The organism is Nocardioides sp. (assembly GCF_016462705.1).
Lineage (GTDB): Bacteria > Actinomycetota > Actinomycetes > Propionibacteriales > Nocardioidaceae > Nocardioides.
The window spans coordinates 8738-24622 of the sequence record NZ_JAEMSS010000049.1 but is presented as its reverse complement, the minus strand read 5'-3'; the positions used below and the strand labels follow the sequence as shown (position 1 = coordinate 24622).

12 protein-coding genes are annotated in these 15885 nt (G+C 73.5%); 10 read left to right on the top strand and 2 right to left on the bottom strand.

Features of this window, described 5'->3' with window-relative positions; genetic code table 11:
- The coding region (locus JHD21_RS08505) for a TCP-1/cpn60 chaperonin family protein (protein WP_292673475.1) at nt 1-274 on the top strand (274 nt) is incomplete at its 5' end.
- Between the two features lie 80 nt (nt 275-354).
- On the opposite strand, the gene JHD21_RS08500 is transcribed toward JHD21_RS08505, so the two are convergent.
- Complete coding sequence (locus tag JHD21_RS08500) at nt 355-954, bottom strand: hypothetical protein (RefSeq protein WP_292673473.1); 600 nt, start codon at nt 952-954, stop codon at nt 355-357.
- Between the two features lie 111 nt (nt 955-1065).
- Between JHD21_RS08500 and JHD21_RS08495 the strand changes: the two genes are divergently transcribed.
- The 6 genes from JHD21_RS08495 to JHD21_RS08470 all read left to right on the top strand — a co-directional run bounded on the left by JHD21_RS08495 (nt 1066) and on the right by JHD21_RS08470 (nt 10019).
- Nucleotides 1066-3444, top strand: coding sequence for a bacterial transcriptional activator domain-containing protein (locus tag JHD21_RS08495; RefSeq protein WP_292673471.1), 2379 nt, complete (start codon nt 1066-1068; stop codon nt 3442-3444).
- A gap of 45 nt (nt 3445-3489) precedes the next feature.
- Nucleotides 3490-7443, top strand: a complete 3954-nt coding sequence (locus JHD21_RS08490) for a hypothetical protein (protein WP_292673469.1) — start codon at nt 3490-3492, stop codon at nt 7441-7443.
- A gap of 81 nt (nt 7444-7524) precedes the next feature.
- Nucleotides 7525-8127 carry a DUF6801 domain-containing protein gene (locus JHD21_RS08485; protein ID WP_292673467.1) on the top strand — a complete coding sequence of 201 codons (603 nt, stop codon included), beginning with the start codon at nt 7525-7527 and terminating at the stop codon, nt 8125-8127.
- 75 nt (nt 8128-8202) lie between these two features.
- Nucleotides 8203-8718, top strand: a complete 516-nt coding sequence (locus JHD21_RS08480; protein ID WP_292673465.1) for an RNA polymerase sigma factor — start codon at nt 8203-8205, stop codon at nt 8716-8718.
- 52 nt (nt 8719-8770) lie between these two features.
- Complete coding sequence (locus JHD21_RS08475) at nt 8771-9454, top strand: hypothetical protein (protein WP_292673463.1); 684 nt, start codon at nt 8771-8773, stop codon at nt 9452-9454.
- Nucleotides 9455-9467: 13 nt separating this feature from the next.
- On the top strand, nt 9468-10019 hold the full coding sequence (locus JHD21_RS08470) for a nucleotidyltransferase family protein (RefSeq protein WP_292673460.1): 552 nt from the start codon (nt 9468-9470) through the stop codon (nt 10017-10019).
- 18 nt (nt 10020-10037) lie between these two features.
- On the opposite strand, the gene JHD21_RS08465 is transcribed toward JHD21_RS08470, so the two are convergent.
- On the bottom strand, nt 10038-11666 hold the full coding sequence (locus tag JHD21_RS08465) for a hypothetical protein (RefSeq protein WP_292673458.1): 1629 nt from the start codon (nt 11664-11666) through the stop codon (nt 10038-10040).
- A 127-nt stretch (nt 11667-11793) separates the two neighbouring features.
- Between JHD21_RS08465 and JHD21_RS08460 the strand changes: the two genes are divergently transcribed.
- Genes JHD21_RS08460 through JHD21_RS08450 form a run of 3 tightly spaced genes read left to right on the top strand, consistent with a single transcriptional unit; the run spans nt 11794 to nt 15699 of the window.
- Nucleotides 11794-13689 carry a hypothetical protein gene (locus JHD21_RS08460; protein WP_292673456.1) on the top strand — a complete coding sequence of 632 codons (1896 nt, stop codon included), beginning with the start codon at nt 11794-11796 and terminating at the stop codon, nt 13687-13689.
- 10 nt (nt 13690-13699) lie between these two features.
- A complete protein-coding gene (locus JHD21_RS08455) occupies nt 13700-14587 on the top strand; it encodes a MoxR family ATPase (RefSeq protein WP_292673452.1) in 888 nt (295 codons plus the stop codon).
- Nucleotides 14584-15699, top strand: a complete 1116-nt coding sequence (locus tag JHD21_RS08450) for a VWA domain-containing protein (RefSeq protein ID WP_292673450.1) — start codon at nt 14584-14586, stop codon at nt 15697-15699. Before JHD21_RS08455 ends, JHD21_RS08450 begins: the two co-directional genes overlap by 4 nt.
- Nucleotides 15700-15885: the final 186 nt, after the last annotated feature.

Sequence of the window (15885 nt, the reverse complement as noted above, 5' to 3'; positions counted from 1 at the left end):
CGCGATCAACGCCGGCCTCGAGGGCGGCGTCGTGGCGGAGAAGGTGCGCAACCTGGAGCCCGGTCACGGTCTCAACGCGGCCACCGGCGAGTACGTCGACATGATCGCCGAGGGCATCATCGACCCCGCCAAGGTGACCCGCAGCGCGCTGCAGAACGCCGCCTCCATCGCGGCGCTCTTCCTCACCACCGAGGCAGTGGTCGCGGACAAGCCGGAGAAGGCCCCCGCCATGGGCGGCGACCCGTCCGGCGGCATGGGCGGCATGGACTTCTGAGTCCAGCCACCCGCTGAACCACACGACCGGCCCGGTCGGAGCGCCTGCTCCGGCCGGGCCGTCGGCCATTTCCGGGAGCGTCAGTAGGTGACGCAGTGATGCCAGAAGAGACTTGCCGAGGCGTTCGAGATCGCGTTCCCGGCCTTGTCGAACGCGATCGGGGTGTAGGGGTTGGTCGCGGTGTGGTCGCCGGTGAACTCGTACTGACCGGCGTTCCCGTCTGCCCAGCCGTACTCCACGTGCGTCCTGATCCACGTGATCTCGGCGGTGGTCGGTAGCCGGCCGTTGCGCCGGCTGCAGTCATCGATGGCGGCCTGATAGGACGACGGTCCGCTGGCCGCGAGTCGCACGCAGCCACCGAACACGCCCGCTTCGCCGGCCGCGCAGGCCGGGTTCAGCTCGGCCCGCCCGAGCGAGCCCGCCTGGACGTCGGCCGCGGTGAGGCCGCCGTCCTGGACGTCGGAGCCGCTCAGACCGCCGTCGGTCACGTCCGCGGTGCCGAGACTCCCGTCCTTGAGGTCGGCGCCGGTGAGCGCATCGTTCTTGACGTCACGGCTCTTGATGGTGTTGTCCTTGATGTCGCCCGAGGAGATCTTGCCGGCGGCGTAGCCGGTGCCACCGACGGCAACCAGGAGGGCGAGCACAGCAACGACGAACGAGGGCGTCACCCGGATCTTCATCTCGGCAACGTACGCCGCGGCACCCGCGCCGACCATGGCTCGACCGGGTGGTGTTCCGGATCCTGACCCGGGGCTCGGACGCCAGCCGTCCGAAGTGTCAGAGTGAACGCTGTGGCGGGGGAGCCGGTCCTGGATCACGCGGAGGTGGCGGCGCTCCTCGGCGCCCGGGGGCTGCCGGTGGACACGGCCGCCGTGGAGGAGGTGCTCCGGCGCACCGGTGGCCTCGCCGGACGCGTGGTCCAGGACGTACGTCGCCTGGCGACGGCGGAGCAACACGACAGCTCCGAGGTCCCCGTCGAGGCGGGAGCCCTGTCGGGCCTGCCACTGCTGTCGCCGGGGCTGGTCGACGCGGTGCTCGGTCCCGGCGCGTGGCGCGGTCTGGCCGCTTCGGGAGCAACCCTGCAGCCGCGCAGCGACGGTTGGTACGTCCCCACCTCGTCCGGCCCGGACCGGGCGACGGCCGAGCAGCGGTCGGTCGCCGCGCACTGGTACGCCGACCACGGGCAGCTGGCGGTGGCGGTGCGCTGGCTGCACGCGTCGGGGCACGACGCGACGTTGGTCCGGCTGCTGGCCGGAACGTTGCGCTCCGCCGACCGGAGCCGACGATGGGCCGAGCTCGCCGAGCTCGAGCCCGGCGAGCTCGAGGCCGTGGTGCGGCGCTGGCCGGACGAGCTCGTCGCGCGCCACCCCGAGGCGCTGCTCGCCCTGGTGCGAGCCGTGGAGTTCGGCATGCAGGCCCAGCTGCGCGCCGACTGGCTCGCACGTCTGGGTCGGCTGGTGCCCGAGGACTCGCCGGCCTGGGTCGCGGCCGAGGCCGAGCAGGTCCGCGAGCTCTCCCGCCAGGGCAAGGCCGACCAGGTCCACGCCCGCGCCGCGGCCGCCCTCCCGCGCGCCGACGAGATCTCCCGGGCCCGGCTGTTGATGGCGGAGGCGCTCGTCGACCTGCTGCACCAGCAGCCGGACTCGGAGGAGGCCGCGCGGGCCATGCTCCAGGAGGCCACCGCGCTGCTCCGGGTCAACGGCGAACGCGAGTGGGAGGCGGACGCGTGGCTGAGCCTCGGCTTCGGGGCCGACCTCCGTGCCGGTCGGGTCGGGCTGGCCGTCGAGCACATCGAGCGCGCCCTGGCCCTGTGCTCACCCGGCACCCAGATGCGCGGGCGCGTGCTCACGTTCATCGCCGAGGTCTACAGCCACGCCGGCCGCGCGGACGACGCCGAGGCCGCCCTGCGCGAGGCCGCCGAGCTGGCGGCCTCGCGCGACGACGTCGCCCTCACGGCGTACGTCGCCTGGTCGGCCGCCCTGGTGGCCTGCCGTCGCGGTGACCTGGCGGCGACCCGCGAGCAGCTCGCGGTCGTCGAGGCCCATCGGGGTGAGTGGCACGCCCTCCCGGCCGGCGTCGCCTTCCACGCCGAGGCCGCCGAGATGCTGGCGTCGCTGGGTCAGTACGACGACGCGCGGAACCAGCTGGACATCGCCCGCCGCCTCCCGGCCGCCGCCGACTTCGGCAACGCCTTCGACATGGCCGAGCTGGTGCTGGCGGCGCGGGCCGGTGACCCGGCGGACGTCCCCGCTCTCGCCGCCCGGTGTGCGAGGACCCCCCTCAGCGCCTGGCGGATCCGACTGCTGGAGGCCTGGGCCGCGGAGCGGGCCGGCGAGGGTGAGCGGGCCCGGCTGCTGGTCGCCGAGGCGCTGGCCGAGGCGGAGTCGATCGGGCACCCCGAGATCGTGGAGGCCGTCGAGCCGGAGCTCGCGCTGTGGGCGCGCACGGCGCCCCACGCGCGCGGAGCCACAGCCCGCCGATCCGGCAGTGTCCGGCTGCGCCTGGTCGGCACCACCGCCGTCGAGACTTCGCAAGGCCAGCGCCTGCCCCGGCGCGGGGACGAGACCACCCTGCTCGCCGCGGTGGCCGCGCGGCACGACACCGGGGTCGACGAGGTGCTCGAGCTGCTCTGGCCGGGCGAGGACGACGCGGTCGCGCGTCGTCGGCTCCGGAACACCCTCAACCGGTTGCGTGGGTCGGTCGGGGAGGTCGTGGTTCGGCGCGGCGACCGGCTGGCTCTGCACCCGGACGTGACCGTGGACGCCCATCTGGTCGTGCAGGCCGCCCGGATCGGGCACACCGTTCCCGAGCTCGGCGTGGAGGCGGCCCGCCGAGCGCTCGCCCTGGTCACCGATGACCTGCCCAACCCGGGCGGCGACCCGGTCCTCGACGACCTGCGCGGCGAGCTCTCGCTGGCGGTGGGCGTGCTCGCCGACCGGGTCTCGGACACCGCGACCACGACCGGCGAGCTCGGGGAAGCGGCGCGGTGGCTCGCCACCGCGCGTCGGCTCGACCGGTACGACGAGGCGCGCGCGGTCCGGCTCGTCCAGGTGCTGCGGGCGTTGCGCCGCGACGCCGAGGCGGACGAGGTCCACCGGGACGCCGTCCTCGCCTGCGGGGAGCTCGGCGTCCCGCCATCGCCGGAGCTGGCGCGGCTCGCGGGCCGCTGACGCTCGTCGGACGTTCGTCGGACGCCTCTCGTCGACGCTGTCGGCATGCCCGGTCGAGCCCGCGTCCGCAGGCGGCCGGCCTCGGGCCTGGTCGTCCTCGTGTCCGTCGTCCTCGCGACCCTGATCTCGCTCGTCCCCCACGCGGGGGCTGAGCCGCCGGCCTGGGGTTCGCCGCAGGTGGTGGGCGGCGGGCCGCTGCCGGACGTGCTCGCCCTGGACGACGGGCAGGCGGTGGGCCGCGACCAGGCCGGTCAGTGGTGGCTGCGCCGAGCCGGGGCCTGGAGCGCGGTCGCGCCCCCGGTCTCGGGTGCGACCCCGCTGGCGGGGGCGCAGCGCCAGCGCACGCTGTTCGTGCCCTACCTCGTGGGCAGCACGGGCGCGGCCGAGCTCTACGTGCGGGGCCTCGACCTCGACTCCGGCACGTGGGCGGCTGCGCAGCTGGTCGCGACCGGGCTCGAGACCGGCGAGCCACAGCTGGCCTACTCCGAGGACGGCTCGGCCGTGGTGATGGTCCGCGGGCAGGGGATCCGGACCTGGGTTCGCCGGCCGGCAGGCTCGTGGACCGAGGTGCCCGGGGCGCCGGTCGCCGACGACGGCAACCCGTTCTCCAGTGCGAGGGTGGTGGCCCTGGCGGGTGGCGGGTTCGCGCTGGCTGCTCGTCGGAGCTCGACCGTCGTCGGACAGCGACTCACCCCGTCAGGCACCTCGTGGTCGGCTCCGCAGACCCTTGCCTCCGGGATCCGGAGCCACTTCCTGTTCTCGGTCGCGGGCTGGTCGGGTGCCGACAGCGGCGCCGTCGCGACGTGGTACGAGCCGGACGCCGACGTCAACGCCGTCGGCGTCTCGCGGGCGGCCGCCCTGGACATCAGCACGGGCCTGTGGACCGTGACCACGCTCCCCTCGACCTTCTACGTCCGGGACATGGACGCGGCCGCCCCCGGGGCGGTGCTGATCGGGATCAAGGACTATGTGACCGCCTGCTCCTGCGGCAGCGTCGCCGCGATCCGCTATCACGCGACCACCCGGACCTGGGCCGCCCCGGAGGTGCTCGCGACGGGGTTGCTCCGGCCCGTCAACGAGATGGTGACGCTGGCCGACGACGGGACGGCGTACGCGACGTACGGCTACTACCCGTCCACCACCGCGCCGCTCACCACGGTGGTCGCGCGCTCCCAGGCGCCCGGAGCGTGGGCCACCGTGCACAGCCTCTCGGACCGCTACTGGACCGCCCTCGATGGCACGGCCGGCGGCACCGGCGTGTTCGCCTATCGCGACCTGGGTGCGGCTCAGACCCTGGCGACAGTGTGGGACGAGTCGGGCGCTGACCTGGCGGCCGAGATCACGCCCGGCCTGCCCTCCGGCGGACCGGCCGTGGGCGACGAGTTCGACGTCGCCGTGACCCTGGAGTCCACGGACGACCTGACCGACGTCGCGCTGACCCTCGACGTGCCCGGCGACGCCCTCGAGGTCGTCGAGGCCCCGAGCGGGACGACCGGGGCGTCGCTGGCGGCGGGGGTGCCGACGATCTGGACGTGGCGGCTCCGCGCGCTCGAGCCGGGCTCGACCACGTTGCGGGTCGAGGCGTCGGGCCGCGACGGTGCCCGGACCATCGACACCGAGGCGGAGCAGGTCGTCGAGGTGAGCACCAACGCCCTCGTGCTCGAGGCTGCCGTCGACCCGGAGCCCCTCGCGCTCCCGGTCGACGACGACGGAGCCGTCGCTCCGCAGACGGCACAGGTGACGCTGACGCTGCGCAACTCCACCGACGAGCCGATGACCGACGTCGTGCTCGAGCGCGCCTACATCCGGCCCCAGGTGCCGACCCATCTCCTCGACCAGCTCGACTTCGCGACGGGCACGTTCCCGATCACGGTCGGGTCGCTGGCTCCGAACGAGGAGTGGACGCTCACCCTGCCGGTCGAGGTGACCGGTGACGGGAAGCGCAAGGTGGACCTGCTCGCCTCGTTCGTGCAGGACGGCTCGTCCCGGGTCGAGCGCGGCACGGGTGGCACCTTCGTGGTCACGGTGCCGCCGCTGTGGTGGGAGTCCCAGCTGGACGGCGACCGCACCGTCGGCGACCGGCCCTGGGTCACCGGTGGCCGGGCCTTCCTGCTGTCGGGCAGCGTCCGCAACCTGTCGGACTGGCGACGGCTGTGCCTGGCTCCCCTCCGGCCGACGCTCGCGGGGAACGCCGGCGGGCACGGCGTCGTGGACCTGGCGACGTTCTCCGCGGCCGACAGCGTCGCCCCACCGCTGGCCGGGGCCCTCGAGCCGGGCGACGACACGGTGTTCGGGATGCTCGTCCGGACCCTCCCCACCGGTACGGCGCGGGCGCGGGTGCAGCTGGCCCCCGCCGGGTACGACCTCGGCGACGACGCGGGAGCTGGCTGTGACGCCACCGCCCCCGGGGCCGCGGGGACCGCCTTGGCCCCCGCCGAGGTCGCCGTGCGACCAGGGTCGGGGGACCACCTCGGCGGCGTGGACATCTCCGTCCCCCTGCCGCCGGCCAAGAACTGGTGGCAGGCCTCGGCGGCCAACGTGACCAACCTCTTCGGCGGGTTCTCGTTCGGGGCCATCGAGACGACGGCGCTGTGGCTGCGGGGCACGGCGGTGGGCGCCCGCGAGGCGGCGGTGGGCTACTACGAGCACCCGGAGCTCCTGCTCCCCACGACCGAGGCGCTGTGGGCGGGCGCCGGACTCGTGCAGGCCTACTGGGACGCGGCCACGCCCGAGGAGAAGCAGCACCTCTACACGCAGGTCGGGTCGGTCCTCCGGCGCGCGCCGGGAGACGCGTACGCCGGCCTGGCCACGGTCGTCGAGTCCAGCACCGAGGACTGGATGAGGCGGATCGAGACGGCGTACGAGACCGGGGACCTGGCGCAGGTGTCGAACGCCTTCGGCTACGCCGGAGGGTCGCTGGGTGCCCAGGTCGTGATCGAGGTCGTGCAGGCCGAGCTCGGCGTGACGCTGGCGAAGCGGCTGCCGCTGGTCGGGAAGACGTTCGCGGCGGTCGGCGCGCAGAGCAAGACCTACAAGTCCATGAAGGCGATGCCGCCCGGCAAGCTGCTCAACCGGACCGAGATGGCGAGGCTGTGGGGTGCGGCGGTCGAGGACATCAAGCACTTCACCAAGATCGCCAGGGAGGAAGGCGTCCTCATCGGCATCCGCGGCCGGGCGCCGGTCTCGGTCCAGAACCTGAAGAAGGGCGCGGTCTGGAAGCACGAGAACCTCAAGCCCAAGAACGTCTCCGACATCGACATCAAGTGGCTCGACTTCCAGAAGGCCGACAAGGGCCTGGTCGCCATGCGGTCCTACACCAAGAAGGCCAAGGACCGGATCCTCGACCGGATCCAGAACGCCAAGCTGTCCAAGACCCAGCGCGAGGAGCTGATCGACCGGGCGAAGACAAGGTTCGAGGAGGTCGAAAAGTACCTGGCGAAGATCAAGAAGTTCGACCACAAGGGCGAGATCGACGTCGGGTTCAACTACTCCGAGAACGGGCTCGACGTGGCCACCGACTCCAAGTGGCGGCGGTTCAAGCTGGCCGTCGACAGCGCCGGCGACGGCCTCTACTACCGCCCGTTCCAGGAGAGCACCCTGCTCAAGGGGGGCAGGCTCCCCAAGTGGTGCAAGAACTTCGGCGGGACCCTGAAGGTGCTGTGCCGGGTCACCGGCGACATGGACGGGGTGTACGTCGCCGACGCGTCGGGCCGCGGGCTGACCAAGGAGCGGCTGCTGCGGGTCTACAAGAAGCTGGCCGACGCGGGATGGCAGCACCCGGAGACCTTCACCTGGGTCGACCAGATGACCGGGAAGTTCTGGTTCGAGGCCAAGGAGAAGATCCTCAGGGGTCTCGAGGTCGGCGGCGAGAAGATGATGGAGTTCGCACCGGACGGGCTGGTCCGGGCCACCCACCTCAACCTCGAGGCGTCGACGATGACCTCCGCCCAGGACTTCTTCGTGGCCCGGATCGGCGGGTTCAGCGCACCCGTGCCGTGACCCTCCCGCAGAACTAGAACACGTTCTAGTACGGTGGCGCCGGGCCCGCAGGGAGCGGGTCCGGACTCGGAGGGAGTCGTTGTGTCTTCTCATCTTTCTCGACGCATCGCGGCACTGGGAGCGGCCGCGGTCGTCGCGGTCGGTGGTGCGCTGGTCGGTGGCATCGCGCCGGCCCAGGCCGCCAGCGTCAACACGTCGTACACGTGCAGCACGATCAACGGTCCGGCCACGTCGGCGGTGAAGATCACGCTGTCGTTGCCGGAGACCGCCAAGGCGGGGTCCACGGTGAAGGCGCGCAAGTTCAAGATGGACATCGCGCTGCCCGCCGAGCTCGTCGACACCCTCAACTTCTTCGGCATCAAGTCGTTGTCCGGCGATGCCACCGGCCTCAAGTACAAGGTCGGCAAGACGACCGTGGCGGTGACGGGTGCGAAGATCCCTGAGACGCCCGTGCCGGCGTCCGGCCCCATGACGCTGAAGCTCAAGGGCACGTCGGCCGCCTTCGTGGCACCGGCCGTAGGCACCCACGTCGTCAAGGTGCCCAAGAAGTACACGATGAACCTGGTGAGCAACGGCGCCACTCTCGACTCCCCGTCGTGCGTCCTCGACAAGGGTGCCGCGTCGAAGCTCGGCAGCCTCACGACGACGAAGAACCGGCGGGGCGCGCTCGGCCTGCAACCCTGAGGTCTGGTCAGGGCCGGGGCGTGGCCCGGTCTCCGGAACGAGCCACACCCTTCGCCGTCCCGGGATACTGGCGCGGTGGACGGGGCCGAGAAGGACGACGCGCGCCGCTCGCGCTTCGAGGCCGTGGCGGCCCTCGTCGTCGAGCCGGTCCGCAGGTTCCTGGCCCGCCGGACGGACCCGGACACCGCCGACGACGTGCTCGCCGACACCCTGCTGGTCCTCTGGCGCCGCCTGGACGACGTGCCCGCCGGTGACGAGGCGCTGCCGTGGACCTACGCCGTCGCCCGCAACGCTCTCGCCAACGCCGAGCGCGGTCTCCGGCGTCAGCGGCGGCTGGCACATCGGATCACCGTGGTCGACCCGCCCGACGAGGCGGTGCCCGACGAGCCCGAGGTCGACGACCGGGTGGCCGCGACGTTCGCACGGATGCGGCCGGACGAGGCGGAGCTGCTCCGGCTGTGGGCCTGGGAGCAGCTGGGCCCGGCCGAGATCGCCGCGGTGCTCGGCCTGACGCCCAACGCGGTGAGCATCCGGCTGCACCGGGCGCGGGGGAGGTTCAAGGAGATCTTCGAGAAATCCGGCACGACCTGAAAGACCGGACCCCGGAGGTGGACATGAAGGTGCAGACGAAGGGAGTGGCGTGATGACGGACGAGCAGAGCTTCGACGAGGACCCGCAGCTGCGGGCCCTGCTGGGGCAGTCCGATCCCGCGCGCTCGCTCACCCCGGCCGACCCGCACGGGCTGGCCCGACTGCTGGAGGACACCATGACCACCACCCCCACGAGCAGCGACGTCGAGACCGCCGCCCAGGCCGACCTCCCGCAGCAGAGCACCGACCTGCGCCGCCGGGGTCCCCTTGCCTGGCTGGTCGCTGCGGCGGCCGTCGCCACCATCGCCGGAGGCGGCTACGCCGCCGTGTCCTCCATGCAGGACGACGCCACCGTCCAGCAGGCCGGCCCGAGCTCCTCCCCGGCGGACGAGCCGACAGTGGTCACGCTGACGGCGCCCTCGAGCCTGCCGGCGCGGTGCGCGGTCCCGACGCCGGAGATGCTCGGCACCGCCGAGGTCGCGTTCGCTGGGACGGTCACGGCGGTCGCGGGCAGCACCGTGACCCTCGAGCCCACCGAGACCTACACCGGCCAGCCCGTCGAGCAGGTCGAGGTGGTCGGCTCGCTGCCCGACCTGCGCGGGCTCGGGGGGCAGCAGGAGTTCGTCGTCGGCGGCACCTACCTGATCTCCGCCACCGGCGGCCAGGTCTCCGCCTGCGGGTTCAGCGGCGAGGCGTCGCCCGAGCTCCTGAACCTGTATGACCTCGCCTTCCGCTGACCGTGAGCACCCCGTGAGCACCCAGGGCCTCCTGCTCGCAGCGGGTGCCGGCAGCCGGATGGGCCAGCCGAAGGCACTGGTCTCCGACGCGGACGGCTCCTGGCTCGAGCGCGGCGTGCGGGTCCTCGACGACGGCGGCTGCGACGGGGTCACGGTCGTGCTCGGCGCCCGGTCCGCCGAGGCGGTCGCGTTCCTCGACGGGCTCGGCGTCGACGTCGTGATCGCCCACGACTGGGAGTCAGGGATGTCCGCGTCGCTGCGCGCCGGCCTGCGCGGGATGCCACCGGATGCGACCGCGGCCCTCGTGCTCCTCGTCGACCTCCCCGACCTCACGGCCTCGGTGGTCAGGAGGGTGCTCGACTCGGGCACGGGTCCCGGGGTGCTCGCCCGGGCGACGTACGACGGCCGGCCGGGCCACCCGGTCCTGATCGGCCGGGACCACTGGGCGGCCGTCGCCGCGACGGCGACGGGCGACCGAGGGGCGCGGGACTACCTGGAGGCGCACGAACACCTGTCGGTCGAGTGCGGCGACCTGGCGTCGGGCATCGACGTCGACAGCCGCTGATCCAGGCTCAGCCGGCGCTCACTGGAGTCGCCACACGTAGGCGTCGCTGGCCGGGTTGGGGTCGCCGGGCACCAGGTTGGTGGCCGTCGAGTAGAACCCGACCCAGCGCAGGTCCGGGGTCACCACCGGTTCGTAGACGTTGCCGTTGACCGGTCCCCACTGGCTGCTGCGGGCGATGATCGACGACGTGCCGGTCACGCGGTCCCACAGGAACGCGTCCGCGAAGCCGTTCGTGTCGTCCGTGACCAGGTCGGCAGCCAGCGAGGGATAGACGACATGGCGCCCGTCGTCGCTGACCCAGCCGGGTGACAGCGAGTGGTCGCTCGTCGGCCCGCCCGACGGGTCGCGGCTCACCAGAGCGGTCGACTGGTCGACCAGGTCGCGGATGAACACGTTGAGCTTGCCGTTGTCGGGCGAGCCGCCCGGCACCAGGTTGTCGGCCATGGACGCGAACGCGACATAGCGACCGTCGGACGAGATCGCCGTACGGCTCGCGGAGGTTGCGCCGTCGCCGGCCGCGGACACACCACGCGAGACGATCGCGGTCCCGCCGGCGAGGTCGCGGCGGAAGACGTCCCGCACGCCGTTGGTGTCGTTGAACACGAGGTCGCCGGCGTCGGACGCGAAGCTCACGTAGGCCCCGTTGGCCGAGACGATGCCCGACTGGCTGGGGCCGTTGGGGTCGTCGCCGCCGACATCGATGCTGACCCGGTCGGACTCACCGGTGTCGGCGTCCCAGGCATAGACGTCGAAGACCCCGTTGTCGTCGTCGGAGTCGATGTTGGTCGCCTCGGTGGTGTAGGCGATCACGTCGCCGGACGCGGACATCGAGGGATCGTGGCTGCTGGCGTCGGTGTCCCCGCCCGCACCGGCCTCGGAGATCCGGATGGTGTTCCCGGTCGTCCGGTCCCAGCGGAAGACGTCCTGGTAGCCGGCGTCGTCGCCCGCGACCAGGTCGTCGGCATAGGACACGAAGACGACGTAGCGGCCGTCGGCGGAGATCCGCGGCCAGAAGCTGGCGTTGTTGCCGGCCACCGTCGCACCCGCGGTCGCGTGGCTCACCAGGGTCGTCACGCCCGTGGCCCGGTCCCGGAGGAAGACGTTGCTCTGCTCGGGGACGTAGCCGGTCACGCCCGGGACCAGCGTGGTGGCGTCGGAGGCGAACACGACGTAGCGGGCGTCGGCGGACAGGTCGACCGAGCCGCTCTCCGCGCCTGGTGAGGCACCGGCCGGGGTGGCGCTGACCAGCTCAGCGCGCAGGGTGACCGGCGCGGTGTGCGGCTTGCTCACCACCTTCTTGTAGCGCTTGCCGCGGTGCTTCGTCTTCTTGGCCAGGACGCGGTAGGTCGCATCGCCCGCAGCCATGACCTGGAAGCCGACCTTCCCGCTGCGCTTCGTCTTGCGCCGGGCCACGGTGACCCACGTCGTGCCGCTGCGCTGCTGCAGCTGCGTCTTGCGCTTGAACTTCGTGGGCAGCTTGGTGCGCAGCGTGAGCGTGGTGCCCTGCAGGGGCAGTGCCGGGGATGAGGTGAGAGCCGGCTTCTTCCTCCGCTCGCCCCCCTCGGCGGCCGGTGCGGCGGAGGTCGTCGTGACCGCGCCGGTGACGGCGAGCAGGAGCGAGATCGTGACAGGGATCCATCGGCGCATGGGACCGGCCTTCCGAGCGAGCAGGGATCCCGATCCTTCCGGCCGACGACCACGCGCGGGGCGGTGCGCGGTGCCGGTCTGGTGCCGAACCAGTGCCAACCCGTCCACTGCTCCCTACGATGAGCCGATGAGCCTGGCCGACGAGGTCACCGCCCGCGACGGCGGGCTCTTCGTCGGGCGCGAGCGGGAGCTCGCCGTGCTCGCGGGCCTGGTCGCCGACGGGTCCCCGCACCGGCTCGCCTTCCTCACCGGCCCGGCAGGCGGCGGCAAGAGCGCCCTGCTGCGCGAGCTGGCGCGGAGGTCGCATGGGACGGTCGAGACGCTGGTCGTCCACGCCGACGCCCTCCTCGCCGACCCGGACCGGCTGGAGGCGATCGTGGACGCCACCTCCGGGCCGCGGCTGGTCGCGGTGGACGCCGCGGACGAGCTCGGTCCGACTGAACCGATGCTGCGGGAGGCGTTGGGTCGGCTGCCCGCCGGGTCCGCGGTGGTGCTGGCCGGTCGCCGGGCGCCGCACGCCGACTGGTGGAGCTCGCCGTGGGGCGCCGCGACGATCCCGGTCCCGCTCGGCCGGCTCGGAGCCGCCGCGGCCGCCGAGCTCCTGGCCCGCCGTGGCCTCGAGGACCCGGACGAGGTCGCCCAGCTGGTCGCCTGGGCCGACGGCCATCCCCTCTCGCTCACCCTGGCCGCCGCCGCGCGCACCGCCCGCGGGCGCCCTCTCGAGGCCGAGGCTCGGCACCGGCTGGAACGCGAGCTGCTCCACCACCTCACCGACGGCCTCTGGCGCGACCCGACCCTGCTGACCGAGAGGCGGCTGGTGCTGGCGGTCGCGGCGCTCGCGCCGGCCGTCGACGCGAGGCTGCTGGCCGCGGTCCTGCCGCAGACCGCACCCGGTGCCGACGCCGAGCGCTGGCTGCGCGGGCTGCCGTTCGCCGAGCCGGTCGGCCTCCGGATCGGCCTGCAGCACCGAGTACGGCGGCTGCTCGTCGCCCAGCTCCGGCACGACGAGCCGGACCTCGAACGGGCACTGCGGCTGCAGATCATCGACCACCTCGCCGACGCGGCCCAGCGCGGCCGTCCAGGTGTGGTCACCGAGCTGCGCGAGGTCCTGGCGCCGCCCGTCGACCGCGGCGTCACCCCCTCGATGACCCGCGACTCGGAGTGGCGGGTCGACGGGCCGCGCCCCGGTGACGCGACTGCGATCGGCCGGGGACCGCGCGAGCTGGACCCGGCGCACCTGGCGTGGCTGCGACGCTGGCTCGTCGAGGCACCAGAGCACGTGGTCGTGGTGCGTCGAGTGGAGGACTCGGAGCCGGCCGCGGTGGCGGCCTGGCTGACCGGGTCCGCGGTGCCCGCGGCGTTCGAGCACGACCCGCACCTGGCGGCCTGGCAGGCCTGGGCGGCCGAGCGCGACCCCGAGGGCCGGACGCTGGTCAACCCCGTGACCGAGGTGCTGGTGTCCGGGCCCGAGGCCGACGAGGTCGGCCCGCTCGTGCTGCACGCGTTGGTCCAGCGCAGCGGGCTGCCCGACTTCCGCAGCTGGCTCACCACCCGGCGCCCCGGCGCCCCCGACCCCGAGCACTGCGGGGGGCTACGGGCTTCCGCGCTCGACCTCCGGATCGGTGCCACGACGGTCGAGGCCTGGGTGCTCGACTACGGCGAGGAGGGCGTCATCTCCTCCATGCGGGAGGAGGCCCGGTCCGCATGGTCGGGGACCGCGGTCGTCACGCCGGCCGACGTCCGGGAGGCCCTGCGCGAGCTGGGCGAACCCGTGGGCGGCAGACGTTCGCCGTACGCGCCACGGCTGCCGGAGGTGCTGGAGCACGCCTTCGGCAAGGGGCCCGAGGCGCGGCTGCTGCGGGCGGTCGTCGAGCTCGGCTACCTCGATCCGGAGGCCGGCCACGCGCACGCCATGCGCGAGCTGCACCTCAGCCGGACGACGTACTTCCGGCGGCTGCGCGAGGCGGTCGCGCTGATGGCGGCGTGGCTCTCGGCCAACCCGGCGCCAACGCCCCACCCGTAGCCTGGATCACATGCAGACCGGGTCCGCCGCCGAGATCGCCGAGGCGCTCAGCGGCACCGGCTACCTGACCGACGACGCGCTGGCGACCGTCACGTTCCTCGCGCTGCGGATGGAGCGGCCCCTGCTGCTCGAGGGCGAGCCCGGCACCGGCAAGACCGCGCTGGCCGAGGCCATCGCCGAGGCGCTCGACCTGCCGCTGGTGCGGCTCCAGTGCTACGAGGGCATCGACGCGACCCAGGCGCTCTACGACTGGGACTTCCCGCGGCAGATCCTGCACCTGCGGGCGCTCGAGGCGGCCGGCGCCGGGGCGACTGACGGCCGGGTCGACGTGCAGGAGGCCGAGAAGTCGCTCTACGACGAGCGGTTCCTCCTCGCCCGGCCGGTGCTGGCTGCCCTCCAGCAGAGCCCGGCGGTGCTGCTGGTCGACGAGGTCGACCGCGCCGACGACGAGTTCGAGGCGTTCCTGCTCGAGGTGCTCTCGACCTACCAGGTGACCATCCCCGAGCTCGGCACCGTCGCCGCGACGACACCCCCGGTGGTCGTGCTGACGTCCAACCGGACCCGCGAGCTCCACGACGCGCTCAAGCGACGCTGCCTCTACCACTGGATCGACCACCCGGGCCTGGAGCGCGAGGTCGCGATCGTCCGGTCCCGGGCCCCGGAGGTCTCCGAGGAGCTGGCCCGTCAGGTCGTCGGCGTGGTCCAGCAGCTGCGGGGGACCGACCTGCTCAAGCCGCCTGGCGTCGCCGAGACGCTCGACTGGGCACGGGCGCTCCACCACCTCGGCACGGTCGAGCTCGACCTCGAGTCCTCGTCCCGGACGCTCGGGGCGTTGGTGAAGTACCGCGACGACGCCACCAAGGTCCAGCACGCCCTCGACCAGATGCTGCGGGCATGACCGCCCTGCCCGTGCGGGACGCCGACGAGATCCTGGTCGGCTTCACCCGCGCCCTGCGGGCGGCCGGCGTCCCGGTCACCCAGGACCGGACCCACGGCTACCTCGCCGCGGTCGCCCTGGTCGGTCTCGGCGACGCCCGGGCGACGTACGCCGCCGGGCGGGCGACCCTGTGCGCCTCGCCGGACGACCTGGCGCGCTACGACCAGGTGCACCAGGCCTACTTCAACGGGCGCGACGGGCTGCCGCGGGCCCGGCAGGCTCAGGCCGGCGTGCCGTCGTACTCCGGCCTGCCCTTGAGCGAGGAGGGGCTCGAGGTCGGCGCCGACGACTCCGACACCGAGGTCGCCCGGGCGATGGCCAGCGACGTCGAGGTGCTGCGGCACCGTGACATCGGCGAGCTGACCGCGGCCGAGAAGCACCGGCTCAACGCGATGTTCGCGTCCCTGCGGCCGCGGCACCCGGTCCGGCGGACGCCTCGGCACGAGAGCTGGCACCGCGGGTCGGTCGACGCCTCGCGAACGCTGCGGTCCAGCCTGCGGAGGATGGGGGAGCCCGCCGAGATCCAGTGGCGGCGCCGCGGCCGCAAGCCGCGCCGGGTGGTGCTGCTGATCGACGTCTCGGGCTCGATGAGCTCCTACGCCGACGCGCTGCTCCGGCTGGCGCACCGGATGACCCAGGCCGGGCCGGTGGAGACGTTCACCATCGGCACCCGGCTCACCCACGTCACCCGGGCACTGCGCGGCCGGGACCCCGAGCGCGCCCTGGTGGCCGCCGGCGAGACCGTGCCGGACTGGTCGGGCGGCACCCGGCTGGGGGAGACGCTGCGGATCTTCCTGGAGCGGTGGGGCCGACGCGGCATGGCCCGCGGTGCCGTCGTGGTGGTCTTCAGCGACGGCTGGGAGCGCGGCGACACCACGCTGCTCGCCGAGCAGATGGCCGCCCTGCGCCGGGTCGCGCACCGGGTCGTGTGGGTCAACCCGCACCGCGGCAAGTCCGGCTACGAGCCGGTCCAGCAGGGCGTGGTCGCCGCGCTGCCCTACTGCCACGACTTCCTGGCCGGCCACTCGCTGGCGACGTACGCCGAGCTGCTGGAGGTGGTCGGTCGTGCGTGACGTGCTCTCGGAGCTCATGCTCATGATGTGCACAGTGTGGGAGGCCGGCGAGCCGTCTCGCCCGACCCACACCTGCTCGCGAGGAGTGATCGACGTTGCGTGACGTGCTCTCGGAGCTCATGCCCATGATCTGCACAGTGTGGGAGGCCGGCGAGCCGTCTCGCCCGACCCACACCTGCTCGCGAG